Origin of the sequence: Rummeliibacillus sp. G93, from assembly GCF_023515935.1 — a bacterium.
GTDB classification, from domain to species: Bacteria; Bacillota; Bacilli; order Bacillales_A; family Planococcaceae; genus Rummeliibacillus; species Rummeliibacillus stabekisii.
Genome location: NZ_CP097314.1, coordinates 1,338,418 through 1,358,295 on the forward strand (window position 1 = coordinate 1,338,418; position 19,878 = coordinate 1,358,295).

The following is a 19,878-nucleotide window of genomic DNA, read 5'->3' on the forward strand; positions in this document are numbered from 1 at the left end:
ATTGAAAATACAGTAAATAGTAAATTTTCTGAATTAAATTTAGTTAGCTAGTTGTAGGTGAAGGTTAAATGACAAAGCAATCGGTGAAAGAAAGAATTCTTGAAACAGCGTTAGATTTGTTTCATGAGAAAGGTTACCACGGCGTCACAGTTGACAAAATAGTCGAAGCAGCACAGACATCAAAAGGCGGCTTTTATCATAATTATAAATCGAAAGACGCTCTTCTCTACGAGATACACGATGTTTTTATTTCCGTTGTCTTGAAAAAAACAAAGGAAGCTTATGATACGCATGAAACGCCGATTGAAAAAGTGGTAGCAATGTTGTATGCGTTTACATATGTTTTTGATTACTATCAGCGGCATATTACGGTCTTCTATAACGAAGGAACGTATTTGCCGGATGAATACAAGGAGGTTATAAACGAAAAACGAACTGAATATCAGAAGCTAATTGAGCAAGTCATTAGTGATGGGGTAGAATTTGGTTCATTCCGAAAAGAAATTTCAACAAGTATGACCACAATGGCAATCATCGGTCTTGTCAACTGGACATATAAATGGTACAGGCAGAACGGACCAATGACAATGCAGCAAATCACATCTTATTTTAACGATATAATTCTACGGGGAATTGTAACAAAGGAAGGCTACGAAGAAGCATTAAAACAACAACTTTTGATTATTGAATAAGGGGATTTTCATTTTCTGTTTTACAAACCGACTAGTCGGTCTATACACAAGGGGGAAATAAAGATGAACTTTGAATTAACAAAAGAACAACGTATGATCCGTGATATGGTACGCGATTTTGCAAAAGCTGAAATTGAGCCATATGCTCGTGAACTAGATGAAACCCATTCATTTAGAAAAGAGAGCTTCGACAAAATGGGCGAATTAGGATTGCTCGGTATCCCATTCCCAGAAGAATATGGTGGGGCAGGCGGAGATATTGTTTCATATGCATTAGCAGTTGAAGAAATCGGACGTGCTTGCGGCGGTACTGGTTTAAGCTATGCAGCTGCAGTTAGCCTTGGCGCAACGCCTTTTTATAATTTTGGAACAGAAGAACAAAAACAAGAATTTTTAGTTCCGATGGCACAAGGTAAAACACTGGGTGCATTTGGATTAACGGAGCCGAATGCTGGTTCAGATGCTGGAGGAACACGTACACGTGCCTATATAGATGGAGATGAATGGGTAATCAACGGTGAGAAATGTTGGATTACTAATGCGGAGTATTCCCGACAAGTAGTTGTTACAGCTGTTACAGGCCAAAATGAGAAAGGCAGAAATATTATTACTGCTATCATTGTGCCAACAAACACACCGGGTGTTACGATTCGTTCAAATTATCAAAAGATGGGTGTACGTGCATCTAATACATGCGAAATTATTTTAGAGAATGTGCGTGTACCAAGAGAGAACGTTCTAGGCGATGAGAAAAAAGGATTTGGCCAATTTTTAAATACATTAGACGGCGGCCGCATTTCTATTGCCGCATTATCAGTCGGCATTGCGCAAGCTGCATTTGAAAAAGCGCTAGCTTATTCTAAAGAACGTACACAATTCGGTCAATCCATATCCAAATTCCAAGGCATTAGCTTCAAATTGTCTGATATGGCAATGGAAATAGAACTTGCACGAAACATGGTTCTAAAAGCTGCTTGGTTAAAAGATAATGGTAAACCATTTAAAAAAGAGGCGGCATTTGCAAAACTCTTTGCTTCAGAGATGGGCTTTAGGACGTGTAACAAAGCCATCCAAATTCACGGTGGTTATGGTTACATGGCAGAATATGATGTTGAAAGACATCTGCGTGATATTAAGCTGATGGAGATTGGGGAAGGTACTTCTGAAATCCAACGAGTAGTCATATCTCGCTTGTTAGGCTGCTAAAATATCATAAAAGAGAATAAAGGGGGATTATGATGGCAGAACTTGTTTACCAAACGATAGGCGAATTATTGGATGAAAAAACTGCACTACTTCCACAAAATGAAGCGCTCGTATATGCAGATAGAGATATCCGCATGACTTACGCTGAATTTAATGACCATGCGAATGGCGTCGCAAAAGCATTAATGGCGATTGGGTTAGAAAAGGGAGATCATTTTGCCGTCTGGACAACAAATGTGCCAGAGTGGCCAGGTTTGCAGTTTGGCTCTGGAAAGATGGGTGCACCACTTGTAACTGTGAACACAAATTACCGTTCACAGGAGCTTGAGTACCTTCTGAAACAGTCTGATTCACGCGCGATTATTTTAATCGATCATTATCGCGACTATTCCTTTATTGAAACTATTTATGATATTTGCCCAGAACTCAAAACAAGTGAACCTGGAAAACTCCAAAGTGAAAATTTGCCGTATTTAAAAACTGTTGTTGTCATTAGTGATCAAAGCTATCCTGGCACATATTCATATGATGAATTTTTGGCCAAAGGCAATGAAATAACAGATGAACAACTGTTAGAGCGAAAGAATTCTCTCTCTTATGAAGATGTCATTAATATTCAATATACATCTGGCACAACTGGTTTTCCAAAGGGTGTTATGCTGACGCATTCTAATTTGATTAACAATGGGATTAATATTGCAGAATGTATGAAGTTAACACGTGAAGACAGACTCTGTATTCCTGTGCCATTTTTCCACTGTTTCGGTTGCGTAATCGGTACGCTCGCCATTACATCTGTCGGTGGTACAATGGTTCCTGTACAGGAATTTCATCCTGAAACAGTTCTCCGAACGGTTGAGAAAGAAAAGTGCACAGCTCTTCATGGCGTACCGACAATGTTTATTAGTGAACTCAATTTGCCGAATATTCATGAATTTGATCTTTCTTCACTTCGTACAGGTGTTATGGCAGGGTCTAACTGTCCAATTGAAGTCATGAAAGGTGTCATAAATGTGATGGGCATGGAAGATGTAACAATTTGTTACGGACAGACAGAATCATCTCCTGTTGTTACACAGACAAGGATTGAGGATCCTATTCAATTAAAAGTAGAGACAGTCGGTCGTGCATTGCCTAATGTGGAAGTAATTATCGCTAAACCAGGCACCAACGAAGAATTGCCGCGTGGAGAACAAGGTGAAATTTGTGCCCGTGGTTATGTTGTTATGAAAGGGTATTACCAAAATCCAGATGCTACACATGAAGCAATCGATGAAGATAACTGGCTTCATACAGGTGACCTGGGAACAATGGATGAAAATGGCTACCTACGTGTAACAGGTAGATTGAAAGATATGTTTATCCGTGGTGGGGAAAATGTTTACCCACGCGAGATAGAAGAATTTTTATATCAGCATCCAAAAGTACTTGACGTACAAGTTGCGGGTGTACCGGACGAAAAATACGGTGAAGAAGCAGCAGCTTGGATTATTTTGAAGGATGGTCAAATAGCAACAGAAGAGGAGATTCGCACATTTTGTGATGGCAAGATCTCCAGACATAAAATACCGCGGTATATTTTCTTTATTGACGAGTATCCGATGACGGCGTCCGGAAAAATTCAAAAATATAAACTAAGAGAACAATTCAACGCACTCTCTCAATCAATTAACTAGGGGGGCTTCAAATGTTTAAAAAAGTACTAATTGCCAATCGTGGAGAAATCGCAAGGCGAATTATTAGAACATGCCAAAAACTTGGAATTGAAACTGTAGCTGTTTATTCAGAAGCAGATGCGAATAGTTTATATGTTTCTGATGCAACTGAGAGCTATTGTATCGGCAAGCCGCCGGTAGCCCAGAGTTATCTAAATATCGATGCAATTGTTAAAGTAGCAAAGGAATCAGGTGCAGAAGCAATTCATCCAGGATACGGATTACTTTCTGAAAATGCCGCGTTTGCTAAGCGTGCGGAAGAAGAAGGACTGGTATTTATCGGACCTTCCTCAGACGTCATTGCTGCAATGGGCAGTAAATTAGAAGCACGTAGAACAATGGAAAAAGCGGGTGTACCGATTGTAGATGGTGTGAATGATCCACTAAAAGACGCTGAAGAAGCTGTCGAAATTGCCAATAGAATGGGCTACCCGGTGATGTTAAAAGCATCAGCTGGGGGAGGCGGTATAGGAATGCAGCTTGTTCATACCGAAGTAGAGCTCCGCCAAGCATTTGAGGGAAATCAAAAGAGAGCGCAAAGTTTTTTTGGGAATGGGCAAATGTTTATCGAAAAATTCATCGCTGATCCACATCATGTAGAGGTGCAAATTTTGGCAGACCAGCATGGAAATACTATTCCGGTATACGAACGGGAATGTTCCATTCAAAGACGTCACCAAAAAGTCCTAGAGGAAGCTCCATCTCCATTTATCTCAGAAGAGACAAGAGAAAAAATGCTTGAGGCTGCAGTAAATGCAGCAAAGACCATCCAATATACTAATGCAGGAACGATTGAATTTTTAGTAGATAAGGATCAAAACTTCTACTTTTTAGAAATGAATACACGATTGCAGGTTGAACATCCAGTCACAGAAGAAATTACGGGGTTAGATTTAGTTGAGGAGCAACTGAAAATTGCCTATGGTGATGTATTAAACATTTCAAAAGACGATATTGTAGCCAAGGGTCATGCAATTGAAGTGCGCATTTATGCGGAAAATCCAGTAACTTTCTTCCCTTCTCCAGGTACAATTACCAAGCTTGTATTACCAGAGGATGAAGGTATTAGACACGAGATTTCTATCCAAGAGGGAAGTGAAGTTACACCATTCTACGACCCTATGATCGCAAAATTGGTTGTGTTTGCAGGTAATCGTTTAGAAGCTTGTGAAAAGCTAGAGGAAGCACTTGAAAAATATGTAATTGAAGGAATTCAAACAAATATTCCAATGCTTTTAGATATAGTGAAAAATGAACAGTTTAGAAGTGGAATAACGACTACTAAATTTGTAGAAGAACATTACTTAAAAGAAACAGTTGGAAAGTCTAAATAAAAAAATAGAGAGGGGGACATAGAAATCCAGAACTTTGCCTTCGTTCACTAGGAGTGTACCACCTCTCTATCTACTATTTTAATCGGAGGGATTTATGATGACAACAGTAAAAGCAAGTATGGCAGGAACAGTGTGGAAAATTTTAGTTTCAGAAGGAGAGCGCGTGGAAGCAGGACAGGATGTTGTCATCCTGGAATCAATGAAAATGGAAATTCCCATAGCAGCAGAAGAAGCTGGAATAGTGAAAAATGTAATCGCTGCGGAAGGTAATTTTATTAACGTAGACGACGACTTATTGGAGATTGAGAATGATTAAACTTCCATCAAGCGTCCAAGTGAAAGAAGTTGGTCCACGCGATGGTTTACAGAATGAAAAAACACTTATTAATACAAATGACAAGATTGAACTGATAGATCGCTTAAGCGAAACAGGACTCAATTATATTGAAGTAACAAGCTTTGTCCATCCAAAATGGATTCCGCAACTAGCTGATGCAGTAGAAGTTTTAAAAGGAATTAAGCGTAAAAAAGGAATTACATATGGTGCTCTCGTGCCGAATAGCAAAGGATTAGAACGTGCAATAGAAGCTGACATTGATGAAGTAAGTATCTTTATGTCTGCTAGCGAAGGGCACAATAAAGCAAACATTAACAAGTCGATTGTTGAGACTTACCCTGTGTTAAAGGAAGTAGCAGAAGGCGCCCTTGCTGCAGGGAAAAGTGTTCGAGGCTATATCTCAACTGTTATTGCTTGCCCATATGATGGATTGGTTTCTCCAGTCCAGGTCGCAAGGGTTGCGGAGAAGCTATTTGAAATGGGCGTCTCAGAAATTTCACTGGGTGATACGATTGGAGTAGGTGTTCCTACTCAGGTTGATGCACTCTTAGAAGAAATGACCCGCCATTTTAGTACAGATCAATTAGCGATGCACTTCCATGATACTCGAGGGATGGCCTTAGCTAATGTAATGGCAAGCCTTGCACATGGCATTCAAAAGTTTGACAGCTCTATAGGGGGGCTTGGTGGATGCCCATATGCACATGGGGCATCAGGAAATGTTGCCACTGAGGATTTACTATATTTGCTCGAAGGCATGGGTATTCAAACGGGGATTCAGCGAGAAAAAATTGTACAAACTGCATTGTATGTGGAAGAAAAATTGGGGAAACCATTACATTCTAAATTAGTAGCAGTAGCGAGAGGAGAGGAGAATCATGGCGGAGTATGTAAAGCTTGAGGTTGAAGCAGGCATCGCCACCATTCTGTTCAATAGAGCTGAGGCAGCGAATGCCTTATCTCGAAAGATGCTACAAGAAATCAACGATGTATTGGATGAAGTTCAATACAATCCGTCTGTACGTGTGGTGATTGTTTCAGGAAAAGGTCAGAAAGCATTTTGTGCAGGGGCAGATTTGAAAGAGCGGCACGGTATGACGGAGATGGAAACAAAACAAACAGTGGCCCTTATTGGCCAAACCGTCTCTCATTTTGAGTCCATTTCTAAGCCTGTTATTGCAGCTATCAATGGGGTAGCGTTTGGTGGTGGGCTTGAATTAGCCCTTGCCTGTGATTTGCGCATTGCTAGCAGTGCGGCAAAGCTTGGCTTAACTGAAACTTCATTAGGTATTATTCCAGGAGCTGGCGGTACACAGCGTTTACCTCGATTGATTGGTGTTGGGAAAGCAAAAGAATTAATATACACAGCTCGCCGTCTAACTGCAGAGGAAGCAAAGGACTATGGAATAGTGGAATATGTAGAAGAACCGGACAATGTATGGGTTAAAGCTGTAGCACTTGCGAAAGAAATAGCCAAAAATGCTCCACTTTCTTTGGAACAAGCCAAAACAGCGATAAATCATGGGATGCAAACAGACATTGCTACAGCATTGCAAATTGAATCACTTGCCTATAGCAGATTGCTTCCAACTGAAGACCGTTTAGAAGGGTTAAAGGCTTTCCAAGAAAAACGAACACCTGTTTATCAAGGGAAATAAGGGGGATGACAGAAATGGCGGAACTAACAACACGCTCTAAACATGATGAGATGAAAGAGAAGATTCAAAAAGGTGGAAACGAAAAGTATCATGCTAAAAATAGTGAACAAGGAAAACTCTTTGTGCGTGAACGTCTTGAGTTACTATTTGATGATGGTATATTAGCTGAAGATGGAACGTTTGCCAATATTTTAGCGAAAGATTTGCCGGCAGACGGTGTGGTTACAGGCATAGGAAAAATCCATGGACGTACGGTTTGTGTTATGGCTAATGATTCAACAGTCAAAGCTGGCTCATGGGGGGCCCGTACTGTTGAAAAAATCATCCGAATTCAAGAGACTGCCGAAAAACTAGGCGTACCGCTATTTTATTTAGTCGATTCAGCAGGCGCGAGGATTACAGATCAGCTTGAAATGTTCCCTGGAAGAAGGGGAGCAGGACGTATTTTTTATAACCAAGTCAAACTATCCGGACGCATACCGCAAATCTGCTTGTTATTTGGTCCGTCAGCAGCAGGCGGAGCATATATTCCTGCGTTTTGTGATATCGTGGTCATGGTTGAAAAGAATGCTTCCATGTATTTAGGATCGCCTCGGATGGCTGAGATGGTTATTGGAGAAAAAGTAGACTTAGAAACAATGGGCGGAGCAAAAATGCACTGTACAACATCTGGATGTGGCGATGTTTTAGCAAAAACAGAACAAGAAGCAATTGCCTACGCACGCCAATATATTTCTTATTTTCCTGATAACTTTAAAATTAAACCGGTAATAGAAGAGCCTAAACTGCCAGCGAACTTTGAAAAAACGATTGAAGAGATTATTCCTGTCAATCAGAATGTACCATTTAATATGTATGACCTGATTGACCGAATTGTTGATGAGGGATCGTTCTGTGAAGTGAAAAAGCTTTTTGCTGCGGAGCTTATTACAGGTCTTGCGCGAATTAACGGTCAATCAGTCGGTATTATCGCTAACCAACCGAGAGTTAAGGGTGGTGTCTTATTCCATGATTCAGCGGATAAAGCGGCAAAATTCATCCAACTTTGCGATGCATTCCATATACCGCTTTTATTCTTAGCCGACGTACCAGGGTTCATGATTGGTACTCAAGTGGAGAAACTGGGCATTATTCGCCATGGCGCAAAGATGATTTTTGCAATGAGTGAAGCAACAGTTCCAAAAGTAACTGTCATCGTTCGTAAAGCATATGGTGCTGGTTTGTATGCAATGGCTGGTCCAGCATTTGAGCCAGATGCGTGCATCGCCTTATCTACTGCCCAAATTGCTGTAATGGGTCCAGAAGCAGCTGTAAATGCAGTCTATGCGAATAAAATCGCACAGTTACCAAAAGAAGAGCAAGCTGCATTTATTGAAGAAAAGCGCAATGAATATCGCGCTGAAATTGATGTTTATCGTTTAGCATCTGAGCTCATAATTGATGATGTCATACAACCAAATGAGTTGCGGGCTACATTAGAAGCGAGATTCGAAGCCTATAAAACGAAAGATATATCATTTACAGAACGTAAACATGGGGTTAGACCAGTTTAAAGAAACGAACAAAGCAACAGAACAAAACTAAGGCGAAATGCATTTTTCATGCATTTCGCCTTTTGCTATGCCTTCTATTAATGATTAAAGATATTTTGCATATTTGCCTAATAATTCTTTTGTTTTCTTCTTGCCTAGAATTTCTTCCACTTCTTTTAGAACTTTATCCGGAATTCCTGTCAGGACCCATTGAAACGAAAATTTTGAAAGAAGTGGGCGCAGTTTTTGTATTTCTTTTTTCGAAAGTGGAATCTGATGAACTTTGGCATATTCAGCAAGCTCCTTATCCGTTTTTCGATTCATCTCACTAATTAATGCTAAATAATCCATTCGCTTATCCCCTTTAATGTAATTGTCTTTACAAAGCACCTTCAATTCGCTATACTATTTGACATAAATCGTAATGATTATGAATTAGAAAGAAGTGAGGCTAATTGAAACAGCCATTAATAGAACTAGAAGATGTTTCGTTTCAGTATGAATATCAGGAAGTGTTACATAATATATCGCTTGTTGTGCGAGAAGGTGACTTTCTTGCGTTGCTGGGTCCAAATGGCTCTGGCAAATCTACACTGCTTAAAATTATCTTGGGCCTATTAAAGCCAACAAAGGGCTCTGTAAAACTGTTCGGGGAAAAGAGTACATCATTTAAACATCGAGAGTGGATCGGTTATGTGTCGCAAAAATCGAATTCATTTAATGCGGGTTTCCCAGCAACAGTAAAAGAAGTAGTAGCAAGCGGCCTAACTAAAAAAATTGGATTGTTCAAAAGACATCTTCCCAATAAAGAAGAGCGAGTGTTCGAGGCATTGCATGCTGTAGGCATGGAACAATTTGCAAATCGCAATATAGGCGAGCTTTCAGGAGGCCAGCAACAACGTGTATTTATAGCACGGGCGCTGATTGCAGAACCAAAACTGCTTATTCTAGATGAGCCAACTGTCGGAATAGACTACGAAAATGTACAGTCATTCTATGATATGCTCTATCATTTAAATGAGGAACTGCGAATTACAATGATTTTGGTAACACATGATGTGGACACACTGACAGATACGATCAGCCATGTTGCATGTTTAAACAAAACGATTCATTTTCATGGCTATAAAGATAACTATGATTCGATATCAGCAGATCAGCGTAATGAATGGTATGGCCATTCGGTACGCCAACTTCCTCATATGAAGAAGGAGAATAAATAATGATTTCATCTATATTGCATTATGATTTTTTACAAAATGCATTTCTGTCAGGCATGATTATTGGCGTAATCGCTCCGTTATTAGGAGTTTTCATTGTAGTACGTCGATTATCTGTAATTGCAGATGCGTTAAGCCATGTAACTTTAGCCGGAATAGCTGGAAGCTTATATCTCAGCCAAACATTCTCAGCATTGGCTTTATTAAATCCGATTTATTTAGGAATTCTGTCTGCTGTCGGCGGTTCAATGGTAATTGAACGTTTACGTCGTTTATATAAGCATTTTGAAGAATTGGCTATTCCTATTATTATGTCGGCTGGCCTTGGTGTTAGTGCAATCTTTATTTCTCTTGCACAAGGTTTTAGTACTGATTTATTCAGTTATTTATTTGGATCTGTATCAGCTGTAAGTAGACAGGATCTTTGGGTAGTCCTATCGATCGCTATTTTAGTAGTTGTTTTTGTTTATTTCTTTTATAAAGAGCTATTTGTTTTATCATTTGATGAGGAATATGCGAAAGCAAGCGGACTTCCTGCAAAATGGATTCATTTTCTTTTTATGATTGTGACGGCATTAGTCATTGCAGCAAGTATGCGGATTGTCGGAATTTTACTGGTGTCATCACTTATTACATTGCCAGTAGCTGCAAGTCTCCGCATTGCCAAAGGATTTAAACAAACGATTTTCTTTGCAATTTTGTTTGGGGAGTTGGCTGTTATGATTGGTTTGATTTCAGCCTTCTATTTAAACTTGGCACCAGGCGGAACAATCGTAGTGACATCTATCTTCATTTTACTATTCGTCATTGTCGGAAAGAAAGCTGCTATAGCTATTCGTGCGAAAAAGAGTTAAGGAGGCATTCTCATGAATATATCAAAAGCATGGGATATTCTGAAGGAAAGTGGCTACAAAAAAACGGATAAACGTGAACAGATTTTAGACATGTTCACGAAAACGGGTAAATATTTAACTGCAAGAGATTTGTTGGATGTGATGAAGAAGGATTATCCTGGCATGAGCTTTGATACTATTTATCGCAATCTAGCAACATTTGTGGATCTAGGTATACTGGAAGAAACCGAGCTTAATAGTGAACGCCACTTCCGTATGCAATGTGAAACCGAACACCATCATCACCATTTCATTTGTATGGTATGCGGCAATATTAAAGAAATTCACCTTTGTCCAATGGATATGTTACAAGAACAGTTGCCTGGTTATGAAATTGATAGTCATAAATTTGAAATTTACGGAAAATGTCCCGAATGTGTAGCGGAAAGCCTGTCATAGCAAGGTTGACAGGCTTTTGTTGTTTTATATTTATTAATTTCCCTAATTTCCTAATCTATTATCCTCTTTCAGCACTCACTATTCGTTGCATTGAACATAAAGGCCTTTACTTTCAGACCATTCTGCATAGTAAACTTTTTTAATATCCTCGTAGCCTTCTTTTTTTAATAGATTAATGACCCATTGTTCATTCTTTCTAATTTGATTTAATGTTCTATTTACGATTTGTCCCTCGTCAATAAGCAGGCGAGGCAAAGTATCAGTCGTTACTTGATCGGATGAATCCTGCTTCATTACACTAATTTGACCTCCGGGTTCCAAAATCACATATTTTACTTCTCTAATAGAAAAAATCCCTTGCTGACGAAGCAAGGAAAGCAATTGTTCAGTTTCCATTTTATTTTTCTTTAATTCTTTTATATCTAAGACACCTTTATTTATAAGAATTGATGGTTCTCCTTTAATAAACGGACGTAATTTATCATATTTCCTAACAGCAAGATTTGTCATAAGGCTCAGTACAGTCCATAAAATAATTGCATAGAGAAAATGCCATACCTGTACCTTGTTATCATAAAGAGTTTCTTCAAGGATACCCCCCAGCATCAATAAAAAGACTATATCGAAAGGAGTAACTTCAGAGAGTTCCTTTTTTCCCATTAAGCGAATTACTATCATAAGTGCTATAAAGCCTAGAATAACTTTAAGTGTAATAGTTAATATCATCTTTTTCTCACACTCCTAACTTAATCTTTAAATACCCTAAGATAAGTTTAATTATTCTTCATTTGTTTTATAATTCGTTTTTGAATAAACCAGTACGTTGCGAGAATTATAGGTATAAACATTAACGTTATTGGTATCTGAAATACTGTCCAAGAAGAAGGGGCATAGTGTTTAATTTGAAATGCATTTTCAACTGTTTTAAGATATGATTCCTTGTATTCATATTGCACTATCCATTGATCATCTGCCATAGCTACTGTACCAATATCATAATTATTTGGAATGATTGGTTGTGTAATCTTTCCTTTTTCTCCGATAATAAGTTTTGCTTGTGAATAGTCAATAGGGTAAGTATACGTCGGACCTTCTTTCAATACTGTATTATCCTCTATATTCTGCTCTGAAAATACTGCTAGAAATTTTAATTTACCTTTATATTCTTGGAAAACATCTTGAAGTGCTTTAGTATCTATGTGTGAGCTATCTGTTAATAGTGAGAAGGATTTTTTCATGATCTCATGTTGTTCTTGGTCTATTAGTTGTACTTTTTCTTTCTCGCGATTAATTTGTGTAAATACACCTACAGAGTTTATAAAAAAACCTAAAGTAATAATAAGTGTAATCCAAAACGAATAACCTGAAAATTTCATGAATCTGTTCTGAGCATTAAAATAGCGCGCTAATTTTTGAAATGGTTTCTTTTGTTCTAAACGACTCGAGAATTCTTGTTGTTTCTGAATATCGATTTCTTTATGCATTTCTTCTAAAAGTTCTGCACATGATTTACAAGTGCTTATATGCTGTTCTATAAATCTTGAACTTTCCTCACTACATAGTTGGTCAATATAGGATGATGATAAATCATGCACTATAGGACATTCATTGTTCATGTACATTCACTCACTCTCTTTTAATTTTACTTTAGCACGATAAAAAGTAACTCTTGCCCAATTCTCATTTTTTTGATATATTTCTCCGATTTCTTTAAACGACAATGCACCTAGTATTCGAAGTAACACAATTTCTTTAAATGGCTCTTCTAACAAATGTATTTTCCGGTAAAGTGTAATTTTATTTTCACTTTCAATAATATTACTTTCTGCAGAGGGTATTTGATTCGTTAGGTGAGATGATTGCGGTTGTTTAACCTGCTTATCCACGTACTTATAGTATGTATACTTTGCAATTTGACAAAGCCAAACTGACATTTTGCATTTTCCATTATAACTATCTATTGAACGAACAGCCTGATAAAAAGTCTCTTGTGTCAGTTCCTCTGCAATGTCTGTATTACGGCATAAGACATATAAATATTTAAAAACTTGGTCGCCATATTTTTCATAAATTTCCGTTAACTCGTTCATATTTAACCTCCTTTCAACTCATATATCTAAAAAATCACCTTTTCGTTACAAAGATTTCGTAAAAATTTTTATTTCTACAAAGAGACGTTTTTTAAATTAGATATACAATACAATGAAAGCCTGTCTCGTATACGGAGACAGGCTTTTAAATTAAATAGAAGTTATATGATATTTTTAGCGTTCACAAGCTATTCCATCTCTATCTCTATCCAAATCACGGTTTTGTTTCATGGCTTTTTTGTAAATACTTGCGGAAACATATGCGCGTGAGTATTCATAAACTATGCTGCCATTGCGCTTGTGTACTGTATTTTTCGTTTTAGCCGAAACTTTCACTCCGTGAGCGTATTTTCCGTTAAAAGCGGTGCAATTTGAATAGATACTACGAGCTTGAACATTTTCATCATTTTTAGTGATTGTAGCACCAAAAAACGTTGTTGTTGCTAAAGCTGCAGCTATACCAATTTGTAGGGTCTTTTTCATTCGTTTTACTCCTTCGAAATTATTCCTATTTATAATAAGTTATTTTTATGAATAAATCAAACTAAAATTTATAAATAATTTGAAGGTTTATGTGTAAAAAGTATTGTTTAATAATAGTTCTACTAGGTAAATTTCTATTATAGTAGTGAATTAGAATGGAGTTGAAGGGAAGGGCAGTATAAAACACAAAATGAAGCCGCACACATCCGAAGAGTGAGCGGCAATTAAATTAAGAGAATTGATCAAGCAAGAAAGCAATGAATAAACCACAGGCTGCAACCAATCCAGTAATTGGTCCGCTTTCTTCATAGGCTTCCGGCATCATTGTTGAAGCAATCATGGCTACTATACCCCCACCTGCAAATGCAGCAATTGCTGATTGGGTAGCAGCAGACACATCGTCTAAGAAGAAAAATCCTGCCCATGACGCAAATGTCGATATAGCTAAAACTGCAATCCATAACCAAATTATTTTCGCAGTTGAATAGTTGCTTTTTTTCATACCTGTAGTGCTTGAAAGACCTTCTGGGATATTACTGATAAAAATAGAGACAACTAGTAGGAAACTGACACTTTGCTGTCCGATGAGACTAGCGCCAATCATGATAGATTCAGGTATTGCATCCATAATAGTGCCTGCAAAAATAGCTAATCCGCTTGATGCTGCTAGATCACCTTGCGATCGTTTACGCTGAATCTTTCCTTTATTAGATACCAAATAATCAAAAATAGTAAATACTATAGCACCTATTAAGAAACCGATTCCTGTTGCTTTTACACCACCATCATGAGCCGAATCCTCAAGCAATTCGAAAGTTGCGGCACCCATTAATACACCGGTCCCAAATGCCATAATAAAACCGATCCATCTATTTTTAATTGGTAAGAATAATGCGCCTAAAGCGCCTAGCAGGACAGCTGAACCTGATACTGCTCCCCAAAATGCGGCATGCCACATATTAACCACTCCTTTACTTGAGGACCAATACCCTGAACAAACAGGAATTGAAACAATCAAGACATAAAAAGAGCAACCATCTGCTGTTAAGCAGAAGATTGCTTTTGTAATTTTAAAATTATGGACCACTTATGTGTTAGCATCTTAAAATAGCTGTTTCTCCAATTGAAAATTTACTTAATCATCAAAAGGGAATTCAATAACATAACCTAAATTGATGTCGCACTCTTCCAGTATAGGGAGGGACAAAAGGACAAGGGCAGATATGACAAGGCAATTTATTAATATTTTGGAAAGACCGCTTTTACGAGAAGCTTTAAAGATTGAGCAAATATATTGGATGAAGAAGAGGAATATAAAGCAATTCATAAATAAATTGAACAAATACTGCCAACTCATCATTACTTCCCACCACTTCCTTTTTGTTTTCTATATATAATATTATAGTGCAGTCTATCAAAACAATAAAGTTTGAAACCTGCAAAATAAAAATTCTGTAAGCGCTTTTTCAATAGGTTTGCCAATCTTGTTACAACTTTAATCATAACCATCTTTTCTTTGGAATCTCTTGTATAATTAGGTACGACAAGTGGCAAAGGAAAGAGAGGGGCCTAATATGAAAATAATCAAAGTTGTTGTATGTATGCTAGCTGTTATAATGGTGCTTACTGGTTGTGGCGGAGATGGAAAGTCTAAAGTAAATACTCGTGAAATTATTATCCCGAAAACCGAATTTTATAAATATCTTTATATTCAAGGGGTAAATGATCAAGGTGTATCTACTGAAAAGACAGGCAAATTGATTAAAGAACCTGCAAAAGTTCAAGACTTCATTCGACTGGTGAATCGGAGTGTTGTAATGGTACCCAAAACAGAAAAACAAGCATCTATAGTAAAGCAACTAGACAAGCATGGAAGCTATATTGTCGCACTTGGCGATACGGAAAAAATGGATAAATTAACTTATAAAATATATATGCTAAAAGATGGGACGCTTTTTTTCCAGGATACGATGAAAAAAGAAATGACATATATGACTGTGAAAAAAGAACCTAAGAAGTTGGAGGAAATGAAAAAACTGCTAGGTGTAAAATTTTAAAAAGAGCGAAAGAACAATTGGTTTGTTCTTTCGCTCTTTTTTTGTTTAGATGCCGAACTCATTTTTGACCCAGTTTTCTGCTTCAGTCCAATTTTGAACACGGATCACACCATTAGGGATCGCATCACGATTATATGGAGCATCAAAAAGTAAGACAGGTATCTTTAACTCCTCATGTATACGTACTGCATTATCATGCTTATCTTCCATAAAAAGATGGACGCCATGTTTCTTAGCTGCGATTACTTTATCTGTATTTCCAACTATTTCTAGTAAATCATAAGGAAGTAAGTTGGTTTTGAACCAGAGATCTGTAACCTCGCGAGAATTTTCCTCTCGTGCAGTTATAAAGTTTAGCATTACATCATTATGCCATTTTGAAAGAATTCGCTGAGCTTCGAGCTGGACTGGAGGATTGCTGTACATATTAAGTTCTTCTTTACGATACCAGTCATAGAAAGTTTGAGCATCTATATTCAATACTTTTGTTAAATCATATTGAGTGACATCATCTAATAATAAATTTCTGTTAAATGCTTTATTAATATGGGGCAATAGAAACTCTGGAGTTGTTACGGTACCATCTATATCTATGCCAAAACTATATTTCTTCTCCATAGTCAGTTCGCCCTCCAAACGGTTAAAGTTGCACATTTGCAGCTTTTTCTGCTGCTTGTTTTTGGTAATATTCTTCGGCTAAAATATCAATTTCTTTTTTCAATTCTTCTACCATTGTTTCTTCAGGTACTTTGCGGACTGTCTTCCCGTGACGGAATAATAAGCCCTCTCCACGCGCACCAGCAATACCAATATCAGCTTCACGTGCTTCGCCAGGTCCGTTTACTGCACAACCAAGCACAGACACTTTAATAGGAGCTTTAATTGTTTGCAAATATTCTTCTACCTCATTTGCGATGGAAATTAAATCAATTTCAATACGGCCGCAAGTAGGGCATGAAATCAAAGTCGGGATATTAGAAGCAAGCCCGAATGATTTTAACAATTCTCTTGCAACTTTAATTTCTTCTACAGGGTCAGCGCTCAAAGAAATACGGAGTGTATTCCCGATTCCTTTTGAAAGGATAGCGCCTAAGCCAGCAGCTGACTTGATAGTTCCTGAGAATAAAGTACCTGACTCAGTAATGCCTAAATGAAGCGGATAATCGAAAGCACGAGAGGCTTTTTCATATGCTTCTATCGCTAAATTAACATCAGAAGCTTTCATGGAAACGATAATATCATGAAAATCAAGATCTTCTAAAATTTTTATATGGTGAAGAGCACTTTCTACCATACCATCAGCAGTAGGGTAGCCATATTTATCAATGATTTTACGTTCCAAGGATCCAGCATTTACACCTATACGGATAGGAATACCTTTTGCTTTCGCTGCATTTACAACAGCTTCAACTTTTTCTTTACGGCCAATATTGCCGGGGTTAATACGAATTTTATCAACGCCAGCTTCAATTGCTTTTAATGCTAGTTTATAGTCAAAATGTATATCCGCTACAAGCGGTATATGAATTCGTTTTTTAATATCAGCTAATGCATTCGCTGCTCGTTCATCAGGACATGCAACACGGACAATCTGGCAGCCTGCTTCTTCCAAACGCAGTATTTCTGCGACAGTCGCTTCCACATCATGCGTTTTTGTCGTTGTCATACTTTGGATGATTACTTCATTGCTTCCGCCAATTGTTAAATCACCAACACGAACTTTCCGTGTATTCGAACGGTGCGTGATTTCATTCATGAATTACTCTCTCCTTCATAGGCTATTTAAAAAGCCTTACTGTACACTATTTTAGCAGTGTTCAAAAGGAAATGACAAGAGAGAAACATTGTTTACCTAGTTTGTGCAGTTGTTGTTGGCTTTTATACGATAAGGTAGAACCACTTGTTCGTTCTCTTTGAAGCTTTGCTTTAATAGATGGGGATTGAATTTATAGACCAATTCTAGACGATCCGCGAAATTCATATCTTCTGCAGGGTACAAGGCAAATAAAGATTCCCATGTATCGCCTAACGCTACGGTAACTTTAATAGTTTGGATTTCATCTGTTTTCGTACAAACTGGCTCTGGCTGGTTTTTATAAAAATCTGCTTTAGAAACAGTACCTTCAATTAAATCTACTTTTATAAAATAAGCACAAATAATAATAATCAGTGCGGAAACTAGTATTCTCATAAAAAATCCCTCCTTATCATCTACTATATGAATAAGAGAGAGATTCAGAACTATTTTTGTGGTTGATTTGGATATTTTGAAGAAGCGATAAAGACGTATAGGAGTGTCAAAAGCGCTGTAAAGATGGTCATAATATAAGTATGTATCGGCAAGAATACAGATAATGTCGCGATAATTGTTGGTAATGTGACAGCTAGGGCGGCTGTACGCCAAATATGCCGATATTCGCCGCGTTTTTTACGGATAACTAATATTACCATTCCAGCTAAAGCGTAAATACTAATCTGAAGAAAGAGCGAGAATGAATTAATAAGAAATAACAGAATAAAGCTAGCGGGGTAGATGAGCCATTTCACTTCATTAAAGAATTCCTTCAATCCATTTATTTGACTGGTTTCTATACTGCTACCTGTTACAAATTGAATAAGTGAAACAATCGTAACAAAAAGGACCAGCATTAATACATACTGTATAACTTTGCCAATGGGCAACAATCTATATGCCGCTAGCTTTTTAGGGTGGAATAGACTATCTTTGAATAACTGCCAGTGTTTAATCTTCATATTCAATACCTCCAAAATTATAGTACCATGGAAGCGATTTAGATTCGACAATGCTTGGTGAAAATGCATGGATTTTTGGACAAAGGGTATAGGTGATTGTTTCTAAGAAGGGAGTTAATTAAATGGAATTTATATCATGGACATTAGTTATTGCGAGTTTTATTGTCGCCATGGTTGGTTTGGTATACCCAATCATACCATCGGTGTTATTTATATTTTTAGGATTCATCATTCATGGCTTGTTCCATTCATTTAGTGAATTACCATGGTGGTTCTGGGTGATTGAGGTTTTGTTTACTCTTTTATTATTTGGAGCAGATACATTAGCAAATGCATTTGGTGTGAAACGATTTGGCGGAAGTGAAGCAGGAATTTGGGGGAGTACCATTGGATTGCTTGTAGGCCCATTTGTTATCCCATTTGCAGGTATATTAATCGGTCCATTTATTGGTGCTGTGTTAGCAGAGCTGATTTTTAAGAGGACTTCTTTAAAAACTGCTTTTAAAGCAGGTATCGGATCACTTGTTGGTTTTCTTACTTCCGTTTTTACAAAAGGGGTTATTCAAATCATTATGATTATCATCTTTGTGATGGTTATATAAGTATTGAGTGAAGGCTCAGTCAAAAGGCTGAATTCTATAAAAACAAGTGTCTAATGTTTGAACAACACTCTAATTTTTGATAATCTAGATTTGTAGTAATTATTACTTAATTTCAGGGAGGACTTTTATTATGGCATTCGAATTACCAAATTTACCTTATGCATTTGATGCATTAGAACCTCATATTGACGCAAAAACAATGGAAATTCACCATGACAAGCACCACAATACTTATGTTACAGGATTAAACGATGCTTTATCCGGTAAATCTGAATTCGAAGGTAAGTCTGTAGAAGAAATCATTGCTAACCTTGATGCAGTTCCAGAAGACGTACGTACAGCAGTACGCAATAACGGTGGTGGCCATGCTAACCACTCATTATTCTGGCAATTATTATCAGCTAACGGTGGCGGCGAACCAACTGGCGAATTAAAAGAAGCAATCGACGCTAAATTCGGCAGCCTTGATGCGTTCAAAGAAAAATTCGCAGCAGCAGCTAAAACTCGTTTTGGTTCTGGCTGGGCATGGCTTGTATTATCTAACGGAGAATTAGAAATCATGTCTACTCCTAACCAAGACTCTCCAATCATGGAAGGTAAAACACCATTATTAGGCTTGGACGTTTGGGAACATGCATACTACTTAAATTATCAAAACCGTCGTCCTGATTACATTTCAGCATTCTGGAATGTTGTAAACTGGGATAAAGTTGCTGAATTATACAAATCAGCAAAATAATTCTGTTCTAATTGGAACAAAAAACACACCTACTACGTTTATGTAGGTGTGTTTTTTTATTACATAAGCATGACAAAAACACATATCAAATGGGCTAGCAATCAATTAATAGTTTTATGTTTTTTCAAAGGAAAAATGATATACTACTAGTTGTGAATGAAACCGGA

The 19,878-nt window shown here is 37.5% G+C and carries 24 protein-coding genes; 14 read left to right on the plus strand and 10 right to left on the minus strand.

Annotation, left to right across the window (positions count from 1 at the left end; genetic code table 11):
* Positions 1 to 68: 68 nt before the first annotated feature.
* From M2M59_RS06670 to M2M59_RS06705, 8 genes are all read left to right on the plus strand, one after another.
* A complete protein-coding gene (locus tag M2M59_RS06670; protein ID WP_249775819.1) occupies positions 69 to 692 on the plus strand; it encodes a TetR/AcrR family transcriptional regulator in 624 nt (207 codons plus the stop codon).
* Between the two features lie 63 nt (positions 693 to 755).
* The gene (locus M2M59_RS06675; protein WP_147193710.1) at positions 756 to 1,898 is read left to right on the plus strand and encodes an acyl-CoA dehydrogenase family protein; all 1,143 of its coding nucleotides are present in this window, start codon (positions 756 to 758) and stop codon (positions 1,896 to 1,898) included.
* Between the two features lie 32 nt (positions 1,899 to 1,930).
* Entirely contained in the window at positions 1,931 to 3,574 is a 1,644-nt protein-coding gene (locus M2M59_RS06680) for an AMP-binding protein (RefSeq protein ID WP_249775820.1), read from the plus strand.
* A gap of 11 nt (positions 3,575 to 3,585) precedes the next feature.
* Positions 3,586 to 4,947 (plus strand): acetyl-CoA carboxylase biotin carboxylase subunit, encoded by a 1,362-nt coding sequence (locus M2M59_RS06685; protein WP_249775821.1) that lies wholly within the window; start codon positions 3,586 to 3,588, stop codon positions 4,945 to 4,947.
* A 97-nt stretch (positions 4,948 to 5,044) separates the two neighbouring features.
* Positions 5,045 to 5,263, plus strand: coding sequence for an acetyl-CoA carboxylase biotin carboxyl carrier protein subunit (locus M2M59_RS06690; RefSeq protein ID WP_147193703.1), 219 nt, complete (start codon positions 5,045 to 5,047; stop codon positions 5,261 to 5,263).
* Positions 5,259 to 6,185, plus strand: a complete 927-nt coding sequence (locus tag M2M59_RS06695; RefSeq protein ID WP_249775982.1) for a hydroxymethylglutaryl-CoA lyase — start codon at positions 5,259 to 5,261, stop codon at positions 6,183 to 6,185. Before M2M59_RS06690 ends, M2M59_RS06695 begins: the two co-directional genes overlap by 5 nt.
* The gene (locus tag M2M59_RS06700) at positions 6,163 to 6,942 is read left to right on the plus strand and encodes an enoyl-CoA hydratase (protein ID WP_249775822.1); all 780 of its coding nucleotides are present in this window, start codon (positions 6,163 to 6,165) and stop codon (positions 6,940 to 6,942) included. Before M2M59_RS06695 ends, M2M59_RS06700 begins: the two co-directional genes overlap by 23 nt.
* A gap of 14 nt (positions 6,943 to 6,956) precedes the next feature.
* A complete protein-coding gene (locus tag M2M59_RS06705; protein WP_371923810.1) occupies positions 6,957 to 8,495 on the plus strand; it encodes an acyl-CoA carboxylase subunit beta in 1,539 nt (512 codons plus the stop codon).
* An 84-nt stretch (positions 8,496 to 8,579) separates the two neighbouring features.
* Here the strand turns inward: M2M59_RS06705 and M2M59_RS06710 are convergent, their stop codons facing one another.
* Positions 8,580 to 8,825: a DUF2624 family protein gene (locus M2M59_RS06710; RefSeq protein WP_147193697.1), complete on the minus strand. Its 246-nt coding sequence runs from the start codon at positions 8,823 to 8,825 to the stop codon at positions 8,580 to 8,582.
* A gap of 104 nt (positions 8,826 to 8,929) precedes the next feature.
* On the opposite strand from M2M59_RS06710, the gene M2M59_RS06715 reads away from it, so the two are divergent.
* Genes M2M59_RS06715 through M2M59_RS06725 form a run of 3 tightly spaced genes read left to right on the plus strand, consistent with a single transcriptional unit; the run spans position 8,930 to position 10,986 of the window.
* Positions 8,930 to 9,697 (plus strand): metal ABC transporter ATP-binding protein, encoded by a 768-nt coding sequence (locus M2M59_RS06715; RefSeq protein WP_147193695.1) that lies wholly within the window; start codon positions 8,930 to 8,932, stop codon positions 9,695 to 9,697.
* Positions 9,697 to 10,548 (plus strand): metal ABC transporter permease, encoded by an 852-nt coding sequence (locus M2M59_RS06720; protein WP_147193694.1) that lies wholly within the window; start codon positions 9,697 to 9,699, stop codon positions 10,546 to 10,548. Before M2M59_RS06715 ends, M2M59_RS06720 begins: the two co-directional genes overlap by 1 nt.
* Positions 10,549 to 10,560: 12 nt before the next feature.
* Positions 10,561 to 10,986: a Fur family transcriptional regulator gene (locus M2M59_RS06725; protein WP_147193692.1), complete on the plus strand. Its 426-nt coding sequence runs from the start codon at positions 10,561 to 10,563 to the stop codon at positions 10,984 to 10,986.
* Positions 10,987 to 11,064: 78 nt separating this feature from the next.
* Here the strand turns inward: M2M59_RS06725 and M2M59_RS06730 are convergent, their stop codons facing one another.
* From M2M59_RS06730 to M2M59_RS06750, 5 genes are all read right to left on the minus strand, one after another.
* Positions 11,065 to 11,712: a DUF421 domain-containing protein gene (locus tag M2M59_RS06730; protein ID WP_249775824.1), complete on the minus strand. Its 648-nt coding sequence runs from the start codon at positions 11,710 to 11,712 to the stop codon at positions 11,065 to 11,067.
* Positions 11,713 to 11,759: 47 nt separating this feature from the next.
* A complete protein-coding gene (locus M2M59_RS06735) occupies positions 11,760 to 12,602 on the minus strand; it encodes a zf-HC2 domain-containing protein (protein ID WP_184117499.1) in 843 nt (280 codons plus the stop codon).
* 6 nt (positions 12,603 to 12,608) lie between these two features.
* A complete protein-coding gene (locus tag M2M59_RS06740; RefSeq protein ID WP_147193686.1) occupies positions 12,609 to 13,076 on the minus strand; it encodes an RNA polymerase sigma factor in 468 nt (155 codons plus the stop codon).
* Between the two features lie 174 nt (positions 13,077 to 13,250).
* Positions 13,251 to 13,559 carry an excalibur calcium-binding domain-containing protein gene (locus M2M59_RS06745; RefSeq protein ID WP_147193684.1) on the minus strand — a complete coding sequence of 103 codons (309 nt, stop codon included), beginning with the start codon at positions 13,557 to 13,559 and terminating at the stop codon, positions 13,251 to 13,253.
* Positions 13,560 to 13,788: 229 nt separating this feature from the next.
* Positions 13,789 to 14,517 carry a ZIP family metal transporter gene (locus M2M59_RS06750; RefSeq protein WP_066786525.1) on the minus strand — a complete coding sequence of 243 codons (729 nt, stop codon included), beginning with the start codon at positions 14,515 to 14,517 and terminating at the stop codon, positions 13,789 to 13,791.
* Positions 14,518 to 15,133: 616 nt separating this feature from the next.
* Between M2M59_RS06750 and M2M59_RS06755 the strand changes: the two genes are divergently transcribed.
* Positions 15,134 to 15,616, plus strand: a complete 483-nt coding sequence (locus M2M59_RS06755; RefSeq protein ID WP_249775825.1) for a hypothetical protein — start codon at positions 15,134 to 15,136, stop codon at positions 15,614 to 15,616.
* Between the two features lie 45 nt (positions 15,617 to 15,661).
* On the opposite strand, the gene M2M59_RS06760 is transcribed toward M2M59_RS06755, so the two are convergent.
* The 4 genes from M2M59_RS06760 to M2M59_RS06775 all read right to left on the minus strand — a co-directional run bounded on the left by M2M59_RS06760 (position 15,662) and on the right by M2M59_RS06775 (position 18,370).
* Positions 15,662 to 16,234, minus strand: a complete 573-nt coding sequence (locus M2M59_RS06760; RefSeq protein WP_249775826.1) for a 5' nucleotidase, NT5C type — start codon at positions 16,232 to 16,234, stop codon at positions 15,662 to 15,664.
* A 22-nt stretch (positions 16,235 to 16,256) separates the two neighbouring features.
* Positions 16,257 to 17,372: a flavodoxin-dependent (E)-4-hydroxy-3-methylbut-2-enyl-diphosphate synthase gene (gene ispG, locus M2M59_RS06765; protein ID WP_147193676.1), complete on the minus strand. Its 1,116-nt coding sequence runs from the start codon at positions 17,370 to 17,372 to the stop codon at positions 16,257 to 16,259.
* Between the two features lie 96 nt (positions 17,373 to 17,468).
* Positions 17,469 to 17,807, minus strand: coding sequence for a hypothetical protein (locus tag M2M59_RS06770; RefSeq protein WP_066786537.1), 339 nt, complete (start codon positions 17,805 to 17,807; stop codon positions 17,469 to 17,471).
* Between the two features lie 50 nt (positions 17,808 to 17,857).
* Positions 17,858 to 18,370 (minus strand): DUF1189 family protein, encoded by a 513-nt coding sequence (locus tag M2M59_RS06775; protein WP_249775827.1) that lies wholly within the window; start codon positions 18,368 to 18,370, stop codon positions 17,858 to 17,860.
* 122 nt (positions 18,371 to 18,492) lie between these two features.
* On the opposite strand from M2M59_RS06775, the gene M2M59_RS06780 reads away from it, so the two are divergent.
* Positions 18,493 to 18,972: a DUF456 domain-containing protein gene (locus tag M2M59_RS06780; RefSeq protein ID WP_249775828.1), complete on the plus strand. Its 480-nt coding sequence runs from the start codon at positions 18,493 to 18,495 to the stop codon at positions 18,970 to 18,972.
* A gap of 130 nt (positions 18,973 to 19,102) precedes the next feature.
* A complete protein-coding gene (locus tag M2M59_RS06785; protein ID WP_147193672.1) occupies positions 19,103 to 19,711 on the plus strand; it encodes a superoxide dismutase in 609 nt (202 codons plus the stop codon).
* Positions 19,712 to 19,878: the final 167 nt, after the last annotated feature.

Coding starts and splice junctions, on each gene's coding strand:
- M2M59_RS06670 (WP_249775819.1), top strand. CDS start 69: ATGACAAAGCAATCGGTGAAAGAAAGAATTCTTGAAACAGCGTTAGAT.
- M2M59_RS06675 (WP_147193710.1), top strand. CDS start 756: ATGAACTTTGAATTAACAAAAGAACAACGTATGATCCGTGATATGGTA.
- M2M59_RS06680 (WP_249775820.1), top strand. CDS start 1,931: ATGGCAGAACTTGTTTACCAAACGATAGGCGAATTATTGGATGAAAAA.
- M2M59_RS06685 (WP_249775821.1), top strand. CDS start 3,586: ATGTTTAAAAAAGTACTAATTGCCAATCGTGGAGAAATCGCAAGGCGA.
- M2M59_RS06690 (WP_147193703.1), top strand. CDS start 5,045: ATGACAACAGTAAAAGCAAGTATGGCAGGAACAGTGTGGAAAATTTTA.
- M2M59_RS06700 (WP_249775822.1), top strand. CDS start 6,163: ATGGCGGAGTATGTAAAGCTTGAGGTTGAAGCAGGCATCGCCACCATT.
- M2M59_RS06705 (WP_371923810.1), top strand. CDS start 6,957: ATGGCGGAACTAACAACACGCTCTAAACATGATGAGATGAAAGAGAAG.
- M2M59_RS06710 (WP_147193697.1), bottom strand. CDS start 8,825: ATGGATTATTTAGCATTAATTAGTGAGATGAATCGAAAAACGGATAAG.
- M2M59_RS06720 (WP_147193694.1), top strand. CDS start 9,697: ATGATTTCATCTATATTGCATTATGATTTTTTACAAAATGCATTTCTG.
- M2M59_RS06725 (WP_147193692.1), top strand. CDS start 10,561: ATGAATATATCAAAAGCATGGGATATTCTGAAGGAAAGTGGCTACAAA.
- M2M59_RS06730 (WP_249775824.1), bottom strand. CDS start 11,712: ATGATATTAACTATTACACTTAAAGTTATTCTAGGCTTTATAGCACTT.
- M2M59_RS06735 (WP_184117499.1), bottom strand. CDS start 12,602: ATGAACAATGAATGTCCTATAGTGCATGATTTATCATCATCCTATATT.
- M2M59_RS06740 (WP_147193686.1), bottom strand. CDS start 13,076: ATGAACGAGTTAACGGAAATTTATGAAAAATATGGCGACCAAGTTTTT.
- M2M59_RS06745 (WP_147193684.1), bottom strand. CDS start 13,559: ATGAAAAAGACCCTACAAATTGGTATAGCTGCAGCTTTAGCAACAACA.
- M2M59_RS06750 (WP_066786525.1), bottom strand. CDS start 14,517: ATGTGGCATGCCGCATTTTGGGGAGCAGTATCAGGTTCAGCTGTCCTG.
- M2M59_RS06755 (WP_249775825.1), top strand. CDS start 15,134: ATGAAAATAATCAAAGTTGTTGTATGTATGCTAGCTGTTATAATGGTG.
- M2M59_RS06760 (WP_249775826.1), bottom strand. CDS start 16,234: ATGGAGAAGAAATATAGTTTTGGCATAGATATAGATGGTACCGTAACA.
- ispG (WP_147193676.1), bottom strand. CDS start 17,372: ATGAATGAAATCACGCACCGTTCGAATACACGGAAAGTTCGTGTTGGT.
- M2M59_RS06770 (WP_066786537.1), bottom strand. CDS start 17,807: ATGAGAATACTAGTTTCCGCACTGATTATTATTATTTGTGCTTATTTT.
- M2M59_RS06775 (WP_249775827.1), bottom strand. CDS start 18,370: ATGAAGATTAAACACTGGCAGTTATTCAAAGATAGTCTATTCCACCCT.
- M2M59_RS06780 (WP_249775828.1), top strand. CDS start 18,493: ATGGAATTTATATCATGGACATTAGTTATTGCGAGTTTTATTGTCGCC.
- M2M59_RS06785 (WP_147193672.1), top strand. CDS start 19,103: ATGGCATTCGAATTACCAAATTTACCTTATGCATTTGATGCATTAGAA.